Source organism: Pseudomonas sp. EA_35y_Pfl2_R5, assembly GCF_963970805.1.
In the GTDB taxonomy this organism is placed as follows: Bacteria; Pseudomonadota; Gammaproteobacteria; order Pseudomonadales; family Pseudomonadaceae; genus Aquipseudomonas.
The window spans coordinates 537,108-555,770 of sequence record NZ_CAXAOW010000001.1; the positions used below are offsets into that span (position 1 = coordinate 537,108).

The 18,663-nt window shown below is 58.8% G+C and carries 22 protein-coding genes; 17 read left to right on the plus strand and 5 right to left on the minus strand.

Annotated elements, in window-relative coordinates:
* Positions 1–7: 7 nt before the first annotated feature.
* Positions 8–433, minus strand: a complete 426-nt coding sequence (dksA, locus tag AACX99_RS02405; RefSeq protein ID WP_339409658.1) for an RNA polymerase-binding protein DksA — start codon at positions 431–433, stop codon at positions 8–10.
* A gap of 75 nt (positions 434–508) precedes the next feature.
* Here dksA and folE2 point away from each other — a divergent pair, with 75 nt between their 5' ends.
* From folE2 to AACX99_RS02420, 3 genes are all read left to right on the plus strand, one after another.
* Complete coding sequence (gene folE2, locus AACX99_RS02410) at positions 509–1,399, plus strand: GTP cyclohydrolase FolE2 (RefSeq protein WP_339409229.1); 891 nt, start codon at positions 509–511, stop codon at positions 1,397–1,399.
* 62 nt (positions 1,400–1,461) lie between these two features.
* A complete protein-coding gene (locus AACX99_RS02415; RefSeq protein ID WP_339409230.1) occupies positions 1,462–1,956 on the plus strand; it encodes a GNAT family N-acetyltransferase in 495 nt (164 codons plus the stop codon).
* Positions 1,953–2,189: a hypothetical protein gene (locus AACX99_RS02420; protein ID WP_090378522.1), complete on the plus strand. Its 237-nt coding sequence runs from the start codon at positions 1,953–1,955 to the stop codon at positions 2,187–2,189. Before AACX99_RS02415 ends, AACX99_RS02420 begins: the two co-directional genes overlap by 4 nt.
* Before the next feature lie 108 nt (positions 2,190–2,297).
* Here the strand turns inward: AACX99_RS02420 and AACX99_RS02425 are convergent, their stop codons facing one another.
* On the minus strand, positions 2,298–4,226 hold the full coding sequence (locus AACX99_RS02425) for a DUF2207 domain-containing protein (RefSeq protein WP_339409231.1): 1,929 nt from the start codon (positions 4,224–4,226) through the stop codon (positions 2,298–2,300).
* Position 4,227: 1 nt separating this feature from the next.
* A complete protein-coding gene (locus AACX99_RS02430) occupies positions 4,228–4,794 on the minus strand; it encodes a LemA family protein (protein ID WP_339409232.1) in 567 nt (188 codons plus the stop codon).
* A gap of 162 nt (positions 4,795–4,956) precedes the next feature.
* Between AACX99_RS02430 and AACX99_RS02435 the strand changes: the two genes are divergently transcribed.
* From AACX99_RS02435 to AACX99_RS02485, 11 genes are all read left to right on the plus strand, one after another.
* On the plus strand, positions 4,957–6,831 hold the full coding sequence (locus AACX99_RS02435; RefSeq protein WP_339409233.1) for a DUF294 nucleotidyltransferase-like domain-containing protein: 1,875 nt from the start codon (positions 4,957–4,959) through the stop codon (positions 6,829–6,831).
* Positions 6,828–7,538, plus strand: coding sequence for a 3'-5' exonuclease (locus AACX99_RS02440; protein ID WP_339409234.1), 711 nt, complete (start codon positions 6,828–6,830; stop codon positions 7,536–7,538). The genes AACX99_RS02435 and AACX99_RS02440 overlap by 4 nt, the downstream gene beginning before the upstream one ends.
* 106 nt (positions 7,539–7,644) lie before the next feature.
* The gene (locus AACX99_RS02445) at positions 7,645–7,854 is read left to right on the plus strand and encodes a DUF6434 domain-containing protein (protein WP_339409235.1); all 210 of its coding nucleotides are present in this window, start codon (positions 7,645–7,647) and stop codon (positions 7,852–7,854) included.
* A gap of 504 nt (positions 7,855–8,358) precedes the next feature.
* Positions 8,359–8,634, plus strand: coding sequence for a hypothetical protein (locus tag AACX99_RS02450; RefSeq protein WP_339409236.1), 276 nt, complete (start codon positions 8,359–8,361; stop codon positions 8,632–8,634).
* An 87-nt stretch (positions 8,635–8,721) separates the two neighbouring features.
* Complete coding sequence (locus AACX99_RS02455; protein ID WP_339409237.1) at positions 8,722–9,066, plus strand: hypothetical protein; 345 nt, start codon at positions 8,722–8,724, stop codon at positions 9,064–9,066.
* 104 nt (positions 9,067–9,170) lie between these two features.
* On the plus strand, positions 9,171–9,581 hold the full coding sequence (locus AACX99_RS02460) for a hypothetical protein (protein WP_339409238.1): 411 nt from the start codon (positions 9,171–9,173) through the stop codon (positions 9,579–9,581).
* A gap of 95 nt (positions 9,582–9,676) precedes the next feature.
* A complete protein-coding gene (locus tag AACX99_RS02465) occupies positions 9,677–10,051 on the plus strand; it encodes a tetratricopeptide repeat protein (protein ID WP_339409239.1) in 375 nt (124 codons plus the stop codon).
* 53 nt (positions 10,052–10,104) lie between these two features.
* The gene (locus AACX99_RS02470; protein ID WP_339409240.1) at positions 10,105–10,380 is read left to right on the plus strand and encodes a hypothetical protein; all 276 of its coding nucleotides are present in this window, start codon (positions 10,105–10,107) and stop codon (positions 10,378–10,380) included.
* 70 nt (positions 10,381–10,450) lie between these two features.
* The gene (locus AACX99_RS02475) at positions 10,451–10,843 is read left to right on the plus strand and encodes a hypothetical protein (protein WP_339409241.1); all 393 of its coding nucleotides are present in this window, start codon (positions 10,451–10,453) and stop codon (positions 10,841–10,843) included.
* Between the two features lie 83 nt (positions 10,844–10,926).
* Positions 10,927–11,484 carry a hypothetical protein gene (locus tag AACX99_RS02480; protein ID WP_339409242.1) on the plus strand — a complete coding sequence of 186 codons (558 nt, stop codon included), beginning with the start codon at positions 10,927–10,929 and terminating at the stop codon, positions 11,482–11,484.
* 74 nt (positions 11,485–11,558) lie between these two features.
* A complete protein-coding gene (locus AACX99_RS02485; RefSeq protein WP_339409243.1) occupies positions 11,559–11,819 on the plus strand; it encodes a hypothetical protein in 261 nt (86 codons plus the stop codon).
* Between the two features lie 661 nt (positions 11,820–12,480).
* On the opposite strand, the gene AACX99_RS02490 is transcribed toward AACX99_RS02485, so the two are convergent.
* On the minus strand, positions 12,481–14,148 hold the full coding sequence (locus AACX99_RS02490; RefSeq protein ID WP_339409244.1) for a BCCT family transporter: 1,668 nt from the start codon (positions 14,146–14,148) through the stop codon (positions 12,481–12,483).
* Between the two features lie 276 nt (positions 14,149–14,424).
* On the opposite strand from AACX99_RS02490, the gene AACX99_RS02495 reads away from it, so the two are divergent.
* On the plus strand, positions 14,425–15,171 hold the full coding sequence (locus AACX99_RS02495) for a substrate-binding periplasmic protein (RefSeq protein WP_339409245.1): 747 nt from the start codon (positions 14,425–14,427) through the stop codon (positions 15,169–15,171).
* A gap of 10 nt (positions 15,172–15,181) precedes the next feature.
* On the opposite strand, the gene AACX99_RS02500 is transcribed toward AACX99_RS02495, so the two are convergent.
* Complete coding sequence (locus AACX99_RS02500) at positions 15,182–15,697, minus strand: DUF3617 domain-containing protein (RefSeq protein WP_339409246.1); 516 nt, start codon at positions 15,695–15,697, stop codon at positions 15,182–15,184.
* 232 nt (positions 15,698–15,929) lie between these two features.
* On the opposite strand from AACX99_RS02500, the gene AACX99_RS02505 reads away from it, so the two are divergent.
* Both AACX99_RS02505 and AACX99_RS02510 read left to right on the plus strand, forming a co-directional pair.
* Positions 15,930–17,819, plus strand: a complete 1,890-nt coding sequence (locus AACX99_RS02505; RefSeq protein ID WP_339409247.1) for a DUF294 nucleotidyltransferase-like domain-containing protein — start codon at positions 15,930–15,932, stop codon at positions 17,817–17,819.
* Complete coding sequence (locus AACX99_RS02510) at positions 17,816–18,535, plus strand: 3'-5' exonuclease (RefSeq protein ID WP_339409248.1); 720 nt, start codon at positions 17,816–17,818, stop codon at positions 18,533–18,535. Before AACX99_RS02505 ends, AACX99_RS02510 begins: the two co-directional genes overlap by 4 nt.
* The last annotated feature ends 128 nt before the right edge of the window (positions 18,536–18,663 follow it).

Sequence of the window (18,663 nt, forward strand, 5' to 3'; positions counted from 1 at the left end):
GGCTCCATCAAAATTCTGCGTGGCGCAGGTGTTTTTCGCGTTGTTCCTGACGCTCTTTGGCTTCGATGCACAGGCTCGCAGTGGGCCGTAGCAGCAAGCGTTTAAGGCCGATTGGCTCACCGGTTTCCACACACCAGCCGTATTCGCCACGGGCCAGGCGCTCAAGGGCTTCATCGATCTTGTCGAGCAGCTTCTTTTCCCGCTCCAGCAGGCGCAGCTGCCACTGCCGTTGCTCTTCGGCGCTGCCAATGTCGGCGGGGTCGCTGCTGGTTTCGCGTTCGCGCAGGGTTTCGAACTCCTCGGCAATCCGGTTCTGCAGTTCATCGCGCTGGCTGAGCAGCAGCGTGCGAAAGAACTGCTGCTGCGCGGCGTTCATATAGTCATCCGCCGGCTGAGCGAGCAGTTCGGCGTGGGTAAGCGGCGTTTCGGTCATCATCAGGATTCGCTGGCTTTGTAATTTACTTGTTATAACATAACATTTAAACCCATAACCGAGCGCCGATTTCTGATGAACGCACTGACCCTGCCGGACATAGCCGCGCAAACACCTGCCCACGCACAGGCTCTGGACTGGGTCGGCATGCAGGGCATCGCGCTGCCGATCAACCTGGCTGGGCAACGCATCCATGCCCACGCCGATGTCGGGGTCAACCTGGGTGATGGCAATGCCCGCGGCATTCATATGTCACGCCTGTATCTGGCGTTGCATGCGCTGGAACAGCGCGAACTGAGCACGACGACGCTGCAGCAGCTGCTGGACGAGTTTCTGAACAGCCACCAAGACCTATCGCAACAGGCGTCCATTGCCCTGCGTGGCGAGGCCTTACTCAGCCGCCCAGCACTGGTCAGCCACCTGGCCGGTTGGAAGTCCTACCCCTTCGAGGTGCGTGCACGCCAGGACCTATGGGGGTTTCACGTGGAACTGCAGGTTGAAGTGGCCTATTCCTCGACCTGCCCGTGCTCCGCTGCCCTGGCGCGCCAGCTGATTCAGCAGCGCTTTATCGAGGACTTCGCAGGCCAGCCGCTGAACCACGCACAACTGCTGGCCTGGCTCGGCTCGCCCGAGGGCATCGTCGCCACGCCGCACAGCCAGCGCAGCTACGCCACCCTGCAAGTGCGTCTGCACAGCAACAGCGCAGAGTTGCCGCTGGTTGCGCTGATCGACAGCGCTGAACAGACCCTCGGTACCGCCGTGCAAACCGCCGTAAAGCGCGCCGATGAGCAGGCCTTTGCCCTGGCCAACGGACAAAACCTGATGTTCTGCGAAGACGCCGCGCGCCGCCTGCACAGCGCCTTACGTGAGCAACCGGCGTTCAGCGCCTTTCAGCTGCGCGTGGTGCACGCGGAAAGCCTGCACGCCCACGATGCGGTGGCCGCTAGCGCCTGGAACTGGCGCTAGCGGCGATTTACCTGATCAGCACCCGGCGCTAACCTGCCGGGCAGCCAATTGCAGGTATCCCGATGACAACTCCCCTGCCTGCCGCGTTCAACTTACGGGCCTACCAACCTCAGGATCTACCCGCCCTGGTCGCACTGTTTCAGGCCTCGGTCAGCCAGTTGACCACCGAGCACTACGACGCAGCGCAGCGTCAGGCCTGGTCTCCCGAGGTTGCGGACATGCCCACTTGGCAAACACGTTTGGCGTCACTTGAGCTGTTTATCGCAGGAAAAGGCCAGGTTATCGCCGGTTTTATCGGCTTTAGCCTGGATGGGCATATTGATCTGCTGTACTGCGCGCCCAGCCATGCCCGCCAGGGTGTCGCCAGCGCCTTGTATGCCGCTGCCGAACAACGCCTGCGGGAGGGCGGTGTGCGCGAGCTGTTTACCGAAGCCAGCCTAGTGGCCCAGGCGTTTTTTGCCAGCCAGGGATTTTCTGTGCAGCAGGCACAGACGGTGACGCGCGGCGCTGTTATGTTGCCGCGCATGCTGATGGGCAAAACTCTGGAGCCGCGATGAACACCCTGACAATTATCGTGCTGACCGCCGTGGTGCTGGCAGCCTGCGCTCTGGCGCTGTGGAGCTGGCACAACCAGCGCAAGTTGGAGAAGCTGGATGAACGGATCAACCGGCAGAGCGAGCTGATCGCACAACTCGACAGCGTGCTGGAAAACCCGCAACTCAGCGAAGCCGAGCAACTGGAGAAAAGCGAAGCCTTGCTGGCCAAGCTGCAGGAAACCCGCAAGCCCTAGTGTCACGACAGCTGCCGCAAACCTGTAGGTGCGGCGGGGATGACTAAACCATGCGAATCGCGGGCATGGGCTAGGCGCCCCGCCGCTCCTACAACAGCACTTAGTGCCCTACCAACCGCCGCCCCCTCCGCCACCACCGCCGCCGCCGGACGAACCACCGCCAGATGAACCGCCACCGCCTGACGAGCTGCTCGACGGTGGCGATGAAGCCAGTGCCGTGGCGCTGCTCAGGCCAGCAGCCAGAGCGGTGCTCATCGCCAGTGGGGTGCTGAAACTGCTGCGGCTGTGGTACCAGTCGGGTTGATAGTCACGCTGCGCCGGGTCAATCAGCCCATTGGCCAGCGCCGTACTAAAGCGTGCGCTCCATTTGTCCTCAACGCCCAGGGCCATGGCGTAGGGCAAGTGTTTTTCGTACAGCGCGATGCTCATCGCCGGGGCATTGCCGGCCAGGGCCAGCGCGTCGCTTTCCGCCAGTTGCAGGTAGTCGCGATAGCCTTCCAGCTGATCAAGCAAGCGCCGCCCTTTGACCGACGGCGCCGGCAGCAGGTAGTAGAACAGCACCACCACCAGCACAAATAGGCAGAGCAGCAACAAGGCCGGCACTGATACGGCGTCGCACAGCATCCACAGGCCAATCGGCGCTGGCCAGAAAAACATAAAGCCCGCCAAGCCCAGGCCAATCCGTTTACCCCAGCTAGGTTGATGCCAGGCCAGATAAAACACCCACAGCGACGGCACACCAAAACCCAAGCTAAACACCAGGCCCGCAAAGCCGGCAGCCACATCGTCCTCACTCTGCGCACCGAGAAACAACATCAGCAGACACGCAGCAACTGCCCACACCAGCCCCCACACCCAGAGCCCGCGGTTATTGCTGAACCAGGCCTTGCCCTGTTTTTGCAGCTGGCTTTTCAGCCCGGCTAACGCATCGGCCAGACGCGGCTCGTAGTCTCTGCCAATCTCCAGAGCGATACCTTCCTTGTTAGCCGGGAACAGGCGCTTGCGCAGCTCGCGATCCGCCTCGCTGAAATCGTCACGCGCGCCTGTGCCACGGGCCAGGCTAAAACCACCGCCGCGCGGCTTGTCCTCGATATGCAGGTGTTTGCGGATGGCCATATCGGTGAGCCACACACTAAACGCCCGCGCATCCTGATAAGCCCCCTGCAAACCGCGATGCCAGAGATAGCCGGCCTGCACTGCGCTCATGCCTTTCGGGGCTTCAAACAGTGGAATGATCAAGCCTTTATCAGGGTCGCGGCCGACCCGATCCCAGGCACGCAGATAAAAAATCACCAGGCCGATCAGCAGCAGCGAGCCCAGGCACAGGCCGAGGTTATCCAGCAACAGAGAGCCCAGGCGCTGCGCTGCGCCCGGCCGCGCCACCAGGCCAGCTGGCCAATCCACGGCCACCGTCAGGCCATGGTAGGCCGGCAAAGTTTGCGTGGTGGCCAGGTGTAAATAATCGTCGCGCTGCTCAAGCACCTCATAGGCCTTGCCCTGCTCACCGCCTGCCCCGGTATAGGCGGCCACATCACCCATCCGCGCGCCCGGCGGCAGCTGAACCTCGACCGAGGCTTGAAGTATCGGGAACACCCACTGATTACCGGTGACGTTCCAGTACAGCTCATCGGTAGTGGCGTGATGCAACAGCTGTCGCTCAACCCGGTATCGCAGTTCGTACTGATAGCGGCCCGGCTGCAGCAGGTGGTCCGCCGAGCCGAGGTAATAACGCACCCAGCTGCCGTTCTGCTCGACCCGCACGCGCTCCGGCTGGCCATCGCGGCTCACTCCAAGCAGGGTGATCGGGCTGCTCTGCAACAAGCCCAACGCCCTCCCATAGCTGACAGGCAAATCGCGGTAGATGCCGCGCTTGATCTGTTCGCCCTCGGCCCGCACGGTGATTCGCTCGGTCACCAACAGGTTGCCGTCCGCCTGCACCTGCAGCGTGACGGCAAAGTCCTCAATCACCTCGGCCGCTGTAGCCCACAGTGGGAGCAGACACAGGCTCAACAGCAGAGCGCGCAGTAATCCGGGCATATCAAAACTCCATTTTTGGCGACTGAGCATCACGCGGGTCATCCAGGCTGAAGTACTCGGCCAGGGTAAAAGCAAAGGGCCGCGCCACCAGGTTGCTCGGCACCGACTCGACCAGCACATTCAACTCGCGCACCGCGCCGTTGTAGTAACGCCGGGCCATCTGGATATGCGCCTCGGCCTCGCTGATGGTGCGTTGCAGGTCGAGAAACTGGCCATCGGCCTTGAGCGCCGGGTAATCCTCGACCAGGGCGAACAGCTGGCGCAGCTGCGTACTCAACTGCGCCTCCACCGGCGCGCGCTCGCCCAGCGGCGAATCGGCCAGCTGCACCGCGCGCATGCGCTCCTGCACCAGCGCCTGCAGGGTGCCCTGCTCGTAGCTCATGTACTGGCGCACGCACTCGACCAGCGCCGGAATCAGGCTGGCGCGGCGCTTGAGCTGCACATCGATACCACTCCACGCCTCGGCCACCCGCGCACGGTTGAACACCAGGCGGTTGTAGTAATAAATCGCCAAACCCGCGAGCGCCAACAGCAGCGCCAGCACCACCCAGAATCCCGCACCGTGCATAGTCACTCCTTGATAAAAACCAGCTGTCGCCTGTGTTATCCGCCACCACCTCACACCATAGCCGGCGTCGACCACGCGTGCCGGCACATCCAGAACGCTGGCGAGGCGGACATCATCCGATAATCGCCGTATCCTTTAGTACCAGCCACTGCGAGGCACCCCATGCAGATCGAGTTACTGGAAATCCGCGACCACCTGCAGCGCTTCCCGCCCTTCGATATGCTGCCCGAGGACAGCCTCGACACTATTGCCCGGCAGATCGAAGTGACCTACTTCAAAGCCGGCAGCGACATTCTCCAGCACGGCGCGGCCATTCACGAGCTGCACTATGTGCGCAGTGGTGCGGTGGAAATCTACCGACGCAACGGCGAGCTGTACAACCGCTTGAGTGAGGGCGACATCTTCGGCCAGGCCGGGCTGCTGCGCAGCAACAAGGTGCGCTTCCCGGCGCGAGCGATTGAAGACAGTCTGATCTACTTTATCCCCGCCACGTTGTTCGCCCAGCTGTGCGAAGAGCACGACGGCTTTGCCGAGTTCGTCGAGGCCGAAGGCCAGTCGCGGCTCAAATCCGCGGTGGAAAGCCAGGGCCAGGCCAGCGAGCTGATCCAGCTCAAGGTGCGCAAACTGATCTCGCGCACGCCGGTCTGCGTCAGCCTGGATACACCCGTGCAACAGGCCGCGCAGCTGATGACCGAGCAAAGCGTGTCCTCACTGGTGATTGTCGATGGCGATGCCGCCGGCGCCATGATGGTCGGCATCCTCACCGACCGCGACCTGCGCACGCGCGTGCTCGCCGCCGGGCTTGCGGACAGCACGCCGGTAAGCCAGGTGATGACACCCGAACCATTTACCGTGCAGGCCGATGACAGCGTGTTCGACGCCATGCTGTGCATGCTGCGCCACAATATCCATCACCTGCCGGTGGTGCAGCGTCGCCGGCCGATTGGTCTGATCAACCTCAGCGACATCATCCGCTACGAGTCGCAGAGCAGCCTGTACCTGGTCAACTCAATCTTCAACCAACCCAATGTCGCCGGCCTGCAAAACCTGCTGGCAGCCCTGCGCGGCACCTTTGTGCGCATGGTCAACGAGCACGCCACCGCGCATATGGTCGGCAGCGCCATGGCCGGCATCGGCCGCGCCTTTACCCAGCGCCTGCTGGAGCTGGCCGAACAGAAACTCGGCCCGCCGCCCGTGCCCTACTGCTTTATGGTTGCCGGCTCCATGGCCCGCGACGAACAGCTGCTGGTCACCGACCAGGACAATGCCCTGGTGCTCGATGACAGCTTTGACCCGGCGCAGCACGATGCCTACTTCGCGGCCCTCGCCCAGTTTGTCAGCGACGGCCTGGCCGCCTGCGGCTACACCTACTGCAAGGGCGGCATCATGGCCAGCAACGCCGAATGGCGGCAGCCGCTAAGCGTCTGGCGCGGTTACTTCAACCAGTGGATCGACAAACCCAAGCCACAGACCCTGCTGCACAGCTGCATCTTCTTCGACCTCGACGGCGTGTATGGCGAGTTCGAACTTGTGGAAAACCTCAAGGACCTGCTCGCGCAGAAAGCCAGCAGCAGCCCGGCCTTCCTCGCTGCCCTGGCGCGCAACGCCCTCAACCGCACGCCGCCGCTGGGCTTCTTCCGCACCTTTGTGATGGAAACCGACGGCCAGCAGAAGCACATCATCAACCTCAAGGGCCGTGGCACCGCGCCGCTCACCGACCTGATCCGCGTGCACGCCCTGGCCTGCGGCAGCAAGGCGCAGAACTCTCTGGAACGCCTCGACGCCATCGACAAAACCAAACTGCTGCAACCCGAAGCCATCAGCCAGCTGCGCTACGCCCTGGAGTTTCTCAGCCTGGTACGTGCCCGCCACCAGGCCATGGCCGCAGCCGACGGTGCGCAGCCGAACAACTACATCGAACCGGAAAAAGTCTCCGCCAGTGATCGGCACAACCTCAAGGAAGCCTTTCAGGTGATTAGCAACGCGCAGAAATTCCTGCGCTTTCGCTACCCCGCGCAACCGAGCAAAAGCCTGTGACAACGCCCACCGCGCCACTGGACTGGGCTGCGCGCTTTACCGAACTCGCCGCCAGCGCGACCGAACCACGCCTGCAAGCCTTCTACCAGGCCGGCTGTGTGGCCGCCGATACCCCGTTGGAGCAAGTGCCACTGCTGGCCCTGGACGTAGAAACTACCGGCCTGGATGCCAACCAGCACGCCATCGTCAGCCTCGGCCTGCTGCCCTTCAACCTACAACGCATCCGCTGCGGCGCGGCGCGCTACTGGGTGGTCAAACCGGCCTGCGAGCTGAGCGGCGAGTCGATAACTTTCCACCACATCACCCACTCGGACATCCGCCACGCCCCGCGTCTGGGGCAGATACTCGACGAGTTGCTGACGGCCATGGCCGGCAAAGTGATGGTGGTGCACTACCGCACTATCGAGCGCAGCTTTCTCGACCAGGCACTGCGTCAGCAGCTGGGTGAGGGTTTGCAGTTCCCGGTAATCGACACCATGCAGCTGGAAGCGCGTTTGTATCCCAAGCGTCAGCCGGGCTGGGTTGGCCGGTTGTTGGGCCGCCAGCCGGTGTCGATACGATTGGCTGACAGTCGCCTGCGTTACAACCTGCCGATGTACCAGGCGCACCATGCGTTGACCGATGCGCTGGCCACCGCGGAGCTGCTGCAGGCGCAGGTGGCGACGCGGTATTCGGGGGATACGCTGGTGGGGGAATTGTGGAGTTGAGACAAACCTTCAGGAACGAAATTGGGCGACACAAACCATCACGATTGATTTGTAAGCCGACCACCTCATGTAAATAACCCAGCCCGCATGACTCGAGCAAACCAAGATGAATAGTTTCGACTGGCACAGCGACACGATAACGGCCCAAACACCGATCACTACGACCTATCGAAATACGCAAAATGTTCGCCGGTTTTTAACGGACGCTTGCGGACCGAGCTTCCAATTTAATCGCGCGTTTATGGCTTGGATAAAAGACGGGTCGCCCAAAACAATGGGCGACGTGGCGACAGAATGGCTGCGGCGCCAGCAGTAGCGACGGAATAAGCGCCGTAGAATGGGTCGGTTCGCGTAGGTTGAGCAGCGCGATATCCATCAATACTCGGCTATTACATAGTCGTTCGACACGCCACCCTATGTACTGAAGTTTCTGGTTACGCCCCTTAGCGCGCCGCATCCATGCGGCTCGTCCTCCTACGCAACACCTACGCTCAGCCTTCTGATAAGGCGTCGGCACGCGGCTAATGCTCTGTGACTGGCGAAAAGCCAAAGCGAAACCTGGCCGGATTTGCGTTATCGGCCGCCGCCATGGACAGCCTAGGCTCGAATGAACTAGCTTCTGGCTCAAACCTACCAGCATTGCACCAGCAACTCGGGCTCGCCGTCCTTCATGTCGCGTTTACCTCTAAGTGCTGTCGCGTTGCTGCGAAGAAACTTCAATGCAGGCACAGGCTTAGCCGACGACTAGGAAGTTTATGCGACAAGCACTGCGATAGACCTGTCGCATAATTAATAGTTATAAGGCTATGGAGAGCCCGTAATGACCATCAAAGCAATATTTGCTGTGCTCTTAAGCCTTACGTTCGGAGCTTTATGCTTTGGGGTAGGTGCTTTTACGACCTCGTTTAACCAAAATATGTGCTACTCCGAATTACTGTCAGAGCTTGGCTCCGGCTCACAGAAAGCAGCTAACTCTTCAAAACCAAAAGCTTTTAAAAATTGGGCGAATTTCGCTAGCAACCTGCCACTACAGGGTTATGAATCTAACTGCGAAGAAATTTTGAAATATGTGAAAGCAGGAACGCCGCATGAGTAATCGCCGTATAACAATTGGTTCAAATCGTTCGCTGCGCTCACTGGGACGGGCTAAAGCCCGCCCCTTAACCAAACGTTAGAGGTCTTGATGGCTCGGAAGCTCACCTCTGCCCTTAAAGTTGCAATAGTAATCGCCGCCACAAGCGCAGCATTTTTCGCTATCTTCGGTGGACTGACTTACGGCTACACCTTGCCCAATATTTTATTATTCTCTTCCTTAGGCGCTATCCTCGGCGCTATTGGAGCACCGCACATCGAACCTAAGGCTTTTAGTCACCCTATTACTTGGCAGATATGCTTCTCAATATTAGGTTGCCTGCTCATTGCTTTTTCTTTTCAAGCAGGGTCAGAAGGTTATGCGTTGGCTACGATCATTGGCGGTCTCCTTGGATATACTGCTCCCATATGGGTTAAGCACATTCAGGGCCCGTAATGGCAACCTCTAACAACTGTTCAAACGTTCGCTTCGCTCACTGGTACGAGCTAAAGCCTGCCCCTTAACCAAACGTTATGCACAGCTGAAATCGAGATAAATTCATGGAAATGGATATTGAAACTGCATGCCTTATCTCGGCAGCAGCACCAATTATCGTCATATTGAACGGCGACTATCTCTATATAGGACTGTGGTATTACCTTCTACTACCTGCACTTATAATAGGTGCAAATTATTTCCTCACAACAGCTTCTAATATTTGTTGCGGAATGGCTTTGGCCTTACAGCTATCATTTTTTATATTTTTTTACTGGCAGCATCAGATAAACCAAGGCCTATTAGGGTTAATCCATATTTGTTTCTTGCTACCAAGCGCAGCAATTAGTTCAACAGCAGGGTTTATTCTGTTGAAAAATAATTCTGCATTATCTACGTTAAGCGGTTTAACTTATGACTTTTTCTCCTTTGCCATTGGGGCTACTGCCGGTATGGCTATTTACTTCTCTAGTTGATCCCCAGTGACTCAATGCATAACAATTGGTTCGAATCTCTCGCTTCGCTCTCTAGGACGGACTAAACTTCGCCCCTTAATCAAATGGTATAGATCATGCTGATCAGCTTCTTCAAAGCGGCTTTCGCGCCAGCAGTAGCAACCCAAGGTCTAATGCACTATTGGCGGGGGAACTATCAGAAAAGCTGCGAATTGCTCACAAAAGCCGAAAGGTGGGATCCTGAAATTACGAAAAACAGCATCTTTGAAGCTGGTTTAGGTCTTACACTGCATCAACTTGGCCGCACCGAAGAAGCCAATCCAAAACTTATAGCCGCCCAAATTCATCTATCGAAGCTGTCTACGCACAACAAAGAAATTGCCGGTGCAGAGTATCAAATGCTAAAAGAAATAAACCAGGCATTGAGCAACAGCAATGTTTATATCAAAGCGCTCACTTCGTTCGCTGGGACCGGCAAAGTCACCCCTTAACCAAACGTTATGCGTCTACGGTAATTTGGCATTCAGTTATACATGGAGCGTAAATGAAGAAAAAAAACAAAAACCCAGTTGGCCTTAGAGCTTTTAATGCACTTGGCGTAACTTTACTCTTGTCATCCGTGATTTATATTTTGGTTGCGGGCTTCCATTCTGTCGCTATGGCAGCTGTAGCATTTTCTATTGCAGGCGTAGCAACACCTGTTGGTCTCAGCAATGATGGTCCACTAGAAATACTATTAGGTACTCTCGACGCAATATTCGATGGTGCCGTAGCGATAGTCGAAGGCATTGCGACTGCAATCTCTGGCCTGTTCGGTTAAACGCATAAGCAAGTGGTTCAAACCGTTCGCTTCGGGCAAAAGCCCACCCTTAACCAAACGTTAGCTCCCGATGAATAAGAAAATCTTACACTTACTACTCATAGTCGAACTTATATTTCCCGCGCTAAGTTTAGCTAGCCCGATTGGCGTTATTACAAATATCTCTATTATGGAGAGCGGCATCGGACCAAAGAACGAAGGGTGTGCCGCGTTTGTTATGACAGCGGATGAGGTCCATGTCTTTTTTAACAAAACGGTATTAATTTCTGGGCGCCAAGAGCACGATTTTTTCCTGTATGGGCCATGCTCTATAAGAGGGACTCTTAGCACTCGTTACGACACATGGCAGTGGCAAATTCGCAATTTGGGTACTGGCACTATCACCGCGAGCAATGGCGACACGTTCAGTTTCGGTAACCCGGAACAAGAGTCAACTCCGGATGAAGAGTGGCACGAGCCCTGACAACTGTGTCGAACCGTTCACTCACTGGAACAGTGCTAAAGCCAGCGCATTAACCAAACGTTAGGCATCACAGGAACATGCTGATGCATAAAAAACTTGCTACAAACATAAAAACTTCATTGCCTATTAAACTTTGGCTGGCCTTTGCGGCTGGACTTCTTGCCTGGGCAGTTGGCCCGTTAGGCCTTCTTGATAAGGATGTTGTATCGGAAATTCCTGCCTGGATCTTGCCGGGGATTATCTTCGGTGCCTTGCTTCTCGTTCCCCATAGTCGTTGGGTCAGCCCCGGTCGCGCAGTCGCTGCGCTGGGCATAGGCGTGTTCGCGTGGGTTGCTGCATTCGCAGTTGGAGGCTTTGGCTGGTGGATCGGCGGTTGGCTTTCCTTTGTCGCAGCGGGGTCGATAAGCGGGGCGATACTTGGGCTTCTCGTCCCACGCCTCATTCAGTCTCGGCAGTATTTTCGCTACTTCATCGTGCTTTCTTTTGCAGGATTTCTAGGCAGCATTCCCTTCGCAATATGCTTCCGAACAATGGACTGGAAAGACGCATTGTTCGCGCCACAGTGGGTTATCCCGTCGTACATTTTCTGGAACATGGTCATCGCAATAGCACTACACCTTAGTTCTACTCGAGATGACTAACCATTCCATCGAGCGTACGCCCGACTGGGGCGCCGCTCACGTCAGCACTATGTGTAATTCGAGGCTTTAGGGTTATGCCTAGGAACAGAAGGGAATACGGTTTAAGCCCTGACGATAGAGATTGGGTCATCAATAAAAAATTTGGTCCTCTCTATCGAGAAAAGGCAGAAGAAATCCTGCAAAAATCGGCGGATAAATCGGACAAGATTCTGGGGGCTATTCTGTTTCTGACCCAGCCAGGCAATCTGGATGATCTCGCTAGCAACGTAGACCTAGCGAATGAAAGCCCACAAAAGCTACTTGATGCCGCAACTGTAAAAGATGAGCGCACGTAAAGGAGGCCGTTAAGGGGCGGATCTATTTTTGTTCTGCGACAAGAAATAAACATGTTCTTTGCCACTCGTTTTGAGTTCAAAAACCCAGTACTCCCAGCCGCGCGCCAAATCCCCCGTCAGGAGGGTGAACAGAATCGTTGCGGAAGGGGTTGAGCGGCATGGATGCCGCGAGAGCTGCGATGGGCCATGGATGGCCTCTTGGTCGGGCCCCTGGAGCAATAATGGCGTGATACGGAGCGAAGCGTAGTAACAGCCGTAGGCTGGCCCGAAGGGCGAGCGGAGCGAGTAACGTACTCTGCCGCAGGCAGGGCCGGATGCCGGGGCGTGTTTCTTTTGCTCACTTTTCTTTGCACCGGCCGGCGCTCCGGGAACAAAGAAAAGTGAGGCGCCCGAGGGGGCGCAACACGAAACATCAGCACACGCGGTGCAATGCCGAACATATCGATCAAATAGCCAAGTGATGGGTATCGCCAAGCTCAACCCATTCTACGCAGCCAACCGCGCCCTCTCCCCCAGCCCCTCTCCCGCAAGCGGGAGAGGGGTGAAAAACAAGGCAAAGCATCGCGGCCATGAACCGCTCCTACAGGCGCCAACCAGCACAAATCGTGGGCATAAAAAAGCGCGCCCAAAGGCGCGCTCTTGTACTACCCACCAACAGCGGTCAGCGCGGTTCGCTCATCAAGCCTTTGACGATGGAAATACAGCCCACCAACAGCACGATGGTGAACGGTAAACCCGTCGACACCGCCATGGCCTGCAAGGCAACCAAGCCGCCGCCGAGCAGCAGGGCGATGGCGATTACGCCCTCGATGCTGGCCCAGAAAATCCGCTGCGGTGTCGGTGCATTGACCTTGCCGCCGGCGGTGATGGTATCGATCACCAGCGAGCCGGAGTCTGACGAGGTGATAAAGAACACCACCACCAAGACGATGCCGATCAGCGAGGTGATGCTGGTCAACGGCATCTCGCCGAGCATGCTGAACAGCTTCAGCTCCAGGCCGGCATCCTGCGCGCCGGTAAAGCCATCGACCAGCAACTGGTTGATCGCGGTGCCGCCGAACGCAGTCATCCACAACACCGACACCAGGGACGGCACCAGCAGCACGGCTATCAGGAACTCGCGCACGGTGCGGCCACGGCTGACGCGGGCGATAAACATCCCCACGAACGGCGACCAGCTGATCCACCAGGCCCAGTAGAAGGCCGTCCAGCCCTGGCTGAAGTTGGCGTCTTCCCGGGCAATCGGGTTGGACAACGCCGGCAGGTACTGCATATATGCGCCGAGGTTCTTGAAGAAGCCGGTGAGGATGGCCAGGGTCGGCCCGGCGATAATCACAAACAACAGCAGCGCCATGGCCAGGACCATGTTCAGCTCAGACAGACGCTTGACGCCCTTGTCCAGACCGGCAACCACCGAAACCAGGGCGATGATGGTGACGACGATAATCAGCAGCACCTTGCTGGTGTCGGTGGCGCTGATACCGAACAGGTATTCGACGCCTGCTGCGGCCTGTTCCGCGCCCAAACCGAGGGAGGTGACCAGGCCGAACAGGGTGGCGAACACCGCGAGGATGTCGATCACATGGCCCGGCCAGCCCCACACCCGCTCACCGAGGATCGGGTAGAAGATCGAGCGGATCGACAGCGGCAGGCCCTTGTTGAAAGAGAACAGCGCCAGCGACAAGGCGACGATGGCGTAGATCGCCCAGGGGTGCAGGCCCCAATGGAAGATGGTCGCAGCCATGCCCAGGCGCACGGCCTCCTCGGCATTACCGGCAGCGCCACCCAACGGCGCCCAGTCGGTGCGCACACCATCGGCACCGACGCTGATACCGCCCATGGCCGAGCTGAAGTGCGACATCGGCTCGGAGACGCCGTAGAACATCAGGCCGATGCCCATCCCGGCTGCAAACAGCATGGAGAACCAACCGAGGTAGGAGTAATCCGGTTTCGCGTCCATGCCACCAAGGCGCACCTTGCCCAGGGGTGAGACGATCAGGCCGAGGCAGAGCAGCACAAAGATGTTGGCGGAACCGATAAAGAACCAGGCCATGTGCTGGGTGAGCCAGTTGCGCAGGGCGCTGAACAGCGGCTCGACCTGGGTTTGCAGGGCCAGTGCCAGCACTACGAACAGCACGGCAACGACTGCCGAGATGGTGAAGACCTTGCCGTGGATGTCCAGATTGAACAGGAACTTGCCTTTGATGTTGTCCTGACCGATGACGTAGTCGGTGTCGATCAGATTGGCCTCGCCCGAAGGGGCGGGGATGCCGTCCAGATTTGCCGCTTCTGGTTGCGGGGTCGTGTCAGACGAAGGGTCTTTTTCCATATGGAATGCTCCTTTGGCGTGTGGCACGCATTACGCGCACGAGGACGGATTGCCCTACTCGTACAGCCGCCATCGCGGCGGCTGCGGGTACAGGGTAACAGCCATGGCCGCTGCGTGCAGGCGCAAAGCCAGTATTACCGGCCATTGCAGCCTGCTGCGCAATTGCTGTTTTGGTCTGCCTGTTCAGATTATCTCGGCACTTGCCTCCCGCAGGTCGTGGCAATTAGCTATGGTTTGCCTATGGCCTGCTCAGGGTCGCTGTTCGAGATGTCACTGATGAGAGCATTGCTGATTCTGCTGGCTTGTCTAGTTCTTGCCCTGGCTTCGCTGGCACAAGCCGAGACTTTTAAGGTTGGAGTTGAGCTACAACCCTATTTGCCCTACTCCAACGTGCAAGATGGCCAGTACCTGGGCTATGGCCGTGATCTGCTCGACGCCTTTGCGGCGCATCAGGGCCATGAATTTATCTACCAGCCGCTGCCGGTGCGGCGCCTGCTTAGCGACTTTCTCAGCGGCCGGGTGGATTTCAAATACCCGGACAACCCGCGCTGGAACGCCGACCTGAAACAAGGCCACAAGGTGCACTTCAGCCAGGCGGCAGCGCCGGCCATCGATGGTGTGCTGGTCAAGCCGCAGTTCCTCGGCAAGGGCAAAGCACGCCTACTGCGCCTCGGCACGCAGCGCGGCTTTACACCCTGGCCCTACTTGAATGACATCAAAGCCGGCAAGATTCTGCTGATCCAGGCCAACCAGATCGACTCGCTGCTGGCCATGGCCATGAGCGACCGGGTCGACGGTGTGTACCTCAACCCGCAAGTGGTGCGCCACCAGCTCTATAACAGCGCGCAAAGCGGCCTGGTGTTCGACCCCAGCCTGCCCTATCAGGATGATCACTACTTCCTGTCGAGCATCAACCACCCTGAGGTGATCGAGCAGTTCGACGCCTTCCTCTTCAGCCAGGCCGAGCTGGTGCAAACGCTAAAAGACCGCCACGGCATCAGTGATCCGCTTAACAGCCAGTGACCTCGACTGCTTACTGCGGCTGCAACGTCCCGCAATCCGTCGCCACCCAGCGCGCATGGCTTTGCATGCTGCTGCTCTGGCCGTCGAAGGTACCGTTGACCGTTGAGGTGAACTCCTTGTCGCTGACAAAGCGCGTCTCGCCTTCGCCCTGGCCGTTGGGGCAACTGAAGCGGAACTTCCACAGCTCGGCGCTGCGTTCGGTGACTTCATTGCTGCAACCGGACTCGGGGTCTTGCATGGGAATCTGCTGGGCTTTGATCTGCGCTTCACTCATGCAGATGCGCACGCCCTTGTCGCCCAGTTGAACGCCTTGCTGGGCCATCATCTGCTCCATCATTTGCCGTTGCTCGGGCGGCAGATTTTTCATCTGTTCGAGCATCTGTTCCATCCCCGGCACCGCCTGGCCGCCGACCTGCATATTGTTTGAACTGATTTCCCAGAGGCCGGGCTGTATTTCCTCTGCGCTGCAGGCCAATGGCACCAGACAGAGCCCCAACAGCAGGCTGTTCAACAGTGATAGACGCATGACACGGCTCCAGATAATTAATTTGGCCCAAGCATAGGCTCCGCCATCCGGTGTCGGTAGAAAACCGACGGGATACCCGAAACTGCGCCATACCGATACCCAGCCAAGGCTACCTCCAACCGACACGCAGCTACCTGCAAACGACGGTTGCTACCGCACGCGAAGGCAGTAACTGCCGACACCGCCGGGCGTATGGTTCAATGTTCACCATAGCGTCCGCCAGGAGATCCGCATGCAGGTAGAGCTGATCGAAATACGCGACCACCTGAGTCGCTTCGCCCCTTTCGACGGACTGCCGAGCGAGGTCCTCGACGAAATCGCGCAACAGGTCGAAGTCGGCTATTTTCAGGCTGGCAGCGACCTCCTTCGCTATGGCGAACCGATCGGCGAACTGCACTACATCCGCAGCGGTGCGGTGGAGATCTACCGGCGTAACGGAGAGCTGTATAACCGTCTGGCCGAAGGCGAGGTGTTTGGTCAATTCGGCTTACTGCGCGGCAAGAAAGTCCGGCTACCGGCCCGAGCGATCGAGGACAGCCTGATCTATTTCATCCCCGGCCCGCTGTTCGAGCAGCTATGCGAGACCTATGAGGCCTTCGCCGACTTCGTCGAGGCCGAAGGCCAGTCGCGGCTGAAGTCGCTGGAACAATCCCAGGGCAATGCCAGCGAACTGATGAAGATCGAGGTGCGCAAGCTGGTCACCCGGCGTACCGTCAGCGTGCCGCTGGGCACCTCGGTGCAGGATGCGGCGCGGGTGATGACCGAGCACGGCGTGTCTTCCCTGGTGATCCTCGGCGCGCTGTCGGGCAATGCCGGCCAGGGCCAGGCGATGGTCGGCATCACCACCGATCGCGACCTGCGCACCCGCGTGCTGGCCGAGGGCCTGGCCCTGGACACGCCGGTCGAGCAGATCATGTCGCCCAACCCGATCACCATCCAGGCCGACGACTCGGTGTTCGAGGCCATGCTGTGCATGCTCCGGCACAACATCCACCACCTGCCGGTGATGCACCGTCAGCGGCCGATCGGGGTGATCAACCTCTCGGACATCATCAAGTACGAGTCGCAGAGCAGCCTGTATCTGGTCAACAGCATCTTCAACCGCCAGTCGGTGGCGGAGTTGCAGGCCCTGGTGCCGGACCTGCGCGCCACCTTCCTGCGCCTGGTCAACGAGCAGGCCACCGCGCACATGATCGGCAGCGCCATGTCCGGCATCGGCCGCAGCCTGACCCAACGTCTGCTGGAGCTGGCCGAAGAGAAGCTCGGGCCCCCGCCGGTGCCCTACTGCTTTATGGTGCTGGGCTCGATGGCGCGCGACGAGCAGCTGATAGTCACCGATCAGGACAACGCCCTGGTGCTCGACAACCGCTTCGATCCGCGGGTTCACGATGACTACTTTGTGCAACTCGCCGACTTCGTCAGCGATGGCCTGGCGGCCTGCGGCTTCACTTACTGCAAGGGCGGGATCATGGCCAGCAACCCCAAGTGGCGCCAGCCGCTGCGGGTCTGGCGGGGCTACTTCACCGATTGGATCGATAGACCCAATCCGGAAACCCTGCTCAACAGTTGCATCTTCTTCGACCTGGACAGCGTCTACGGCGAGGCCGAGCTGGTCGAAAACCTCAAGGAGCTGGTGGCGCACAAGGCCAGCAACAACCCCTTGTTTCTCGCCAACCTGGCGCGCAACGCGATCAACCGCACTCCGCCGCTGGGCTTCTTCCGCACCTTCGTGATGGAGAAGGATGGCGAGCAGAACAACATCATCAACCTCAAGGGCCGCGGCACTGCGCCGCTCACCGACCTGATCCGCGTGCATGCCCTGGCCTGCGGTTCCAAGGCACAGAACTCGCTGGAGCGCCTGGACGCCATCGCCGCCACCAAGCTGCTCACCGAGGAGGCCATCACCCAGCTGCGCTACGCCCTGGAATTTCTCTCCATCGTACGCATCCGCCATCAGGCCATGGACCTGCAGGAAGGCCGCAAACCGGACAACTACATCGAACCGGAGAAGGTCTCCGCTAGCGACCGGCACAACCTCAAATCGTCTTTCCAGGTGCTGAGCAATGCGCAGAAATTTCTGCGCTTCCGCTACCCGGGGCAAGCGCAAAATATGCCGCTATGAGACGCCAGCGCACTGCCGCGCCGCCCGACTGGCCGGCGCTGTTCGCCCAGCTGGCGCAGAGCGCCCGCGATCCTCGCCTGGCGCGCTTCTACCAGGCCGGCACGGTCAGCGCCGACACGCCGCTGGAGCGGGTGCCATTGATCGCCCTGGATGTCGAGACCACCGGCCTGGACAGTAGCCGGGACTCGATCGTCAGCCTCGGCCTAGTACCGTTCGACCTGCAGCGCATTCGCTGCCGCGAGGCCAGCTACTGGGTGGTCAAGCCGGCGGGCGAACTGAGCAGTCAGTCGGTCACCTTCCACCACATCACCCACTCGGATATCCAAAGCGCACCGGGCCTGGACAGCGTCCTGGAACAGCTGCTGACGGCCATGACCGGCAAGATCATGGTGGTGCACTACCGCCCGATCGAACGCGGTTTTCTCGACCAGGCGCTGCGTCATTTGCTCGGTGAGGGGCTGCAATTCCCAGTAATCGACACCATGCAACTTGAGGCCCTTCTACACCCGCGTAAGCGGCGGGCCGGCTGGCTGCGCCACTTATTCGACAAGCCATCGGTGTCGATCCGTCTGGCCGATAGCCGCCTGCGTTACAACCTGCCGCTGTACCAGGCGCACCATGCCCTGACCGATGCCTTGGCGACCGCGGAGTTGCTGCAGGCCCAAACGGCGAAACACTATTCGGCAAGCACGCCGGTGGGCAGTCTGTGGAATTAAGGCATCTTTCCCTATTTACCGCCTTGCCACCGCAACAAAACCCTCTGTTCGCCAACATCGTGGGGGCGATGAAAAAGACGTCATCCGCCCGGGTACTGGTTAAGCATTCGCAGCTAAAGCGGGTTGCC

Coding starts and splice junctions, on each gene's coding strand:
- AACX99_RS02450 (WP_339409236.1), top strand. CDS start 8,359: ATGACCATCAAAGCAATATTTGCTGTGCTCTTAAGCCTTACGTTCGGA.
- dksA (WP_339409658.1), bottom strand. CDS start 433: ATGACCGAAACGCCGCTTACCCACGCCGAACTGCTCGCTCAGCCGGCG.
- AACX99_RS02415 (WP_339409230.1), top strand. CDS start 1,462: ATGACAACTCCCCTGCCTGCCGCGTTCAACTTACGGGCCTACCAACCT.
- AACX99_RS02510 (WP_339409248.1), top strand. CDS start 17,816: ATGAGACGCCAGCGCACTGCCGCGCCGCCCGACTGGCCGGCGCTGTTC.
- AACX99_RS02465 (WP_339409239.1), top strand. CDS start 9,677: ATGCTGATCAGCTTCTTCAAAGCGGCTTTCGCGCCAGCAGTAGCAACC.
- AACX99_RS02495 (WP_339409245.1), top strand. CDS start 14,425: ATGAGAGCATTGCTGATTCTGCTGGCTTGTCTAGTTCTTGCCCTGGCT.
- AACX99_RS02490 (WP_339409244.1), bottom strand. CDS start 14,148: ATGGAAAAAGACCCTTCGTCTGACACGACCCCGCAACCAGAAGCGGCA.
- AACX99_RS02455 (WP_339409237.1), top strand. CDS start 8,722: ATGGCTCGGAAGCTCACCTCTGCCCTTAAAGTTGCAATAGTAATCGCC.
- AACX99_RS02425 (WP_339409231.1), bottom strand. CDS start 4,226: ATGCCCGGATTACTGCGCGCTCTGCTGTTGAGCCTGTGTCTGCTCCCA.
- AACX99_RS02475 (WP_339409241.1), top strand. CDS start 10,451: ATGAATAAGAAAATCTTACACTTACTACTCATAGTCGAACTTATATTT.
- AACX99_RS02420 (WP_090378522.1), top strand. CDS start 1,953: ATGAACACCCTGACAATTATCGTGCTGACCGCCGTGGTGCTGGCAGCC.
- AACX99_RS02480 (WP_339409242.1), top strand. CDS start 10,927: ATGCATAAAAAACTTGCTACAAACATAAAAACTTCATTGCCTATTAAA.
- AACX99_RS02445 (WP_339409235.1), top strand. CDS start 7,645: ATGAATAGTTTCGACTGGCACAGCGACACGATAACGGCCCAAACACCG.
- AACX99_RS02485 (WP_339409243.1), top strand. CDS start 11,559: ATGCCTAGGAACAGAAGGGAATACGGTTTAAGCCCTGACGATAGAGAT.
- folE2 (WP_339409229.1), top strand. CDS start 509: ATGAACGCACTGACCCTGCCGGACATAGCCGCGCAAACACCTGCCCAC.
- AACX99_RS02460 (WP_339409238.1), top strand. CDS start 9,171: ATGGAAATGGATATTGAAACTGCATGCCTTATCTCGGCAGCAGCACCA.
- AACX99_RS02470 (WP_339409240.1), top strand. CDS start 10,105: ATGAAGAAAAAAAACAAAAACCCAGTTGGCCTTAGAGCTTTTAATGCA.
- AACX99_RS02430 (WP_339409232.1), bottom strand. CDS start 4,794: ATGCACGGTGCGGGATTCTGGGTGGTGCTGGCGCTGCTGTTGGCGCTC.
- AACX99_RS02435 (WP_339409233.1), top strand. CDS start 4,957: ATGCAGATCGAGTTACTGGAAATCCGCGACCACCTGCAGCGCTTCCCG.
- AACX99_RS02500 (WP_339409246.1), bottom strand. CDS start 15,697: ATGCGTCTATCACTGTTGAACAGCCTGCTGTTGGGGCTCTGTCTGGTG.
- AACX99_RS02505 (WP_339409247.1), top strand. CDS start 15,930: ATGCAGGTAGAGCTGATCGAAATACGCGACCACCTGAGTCGCTTCGCC.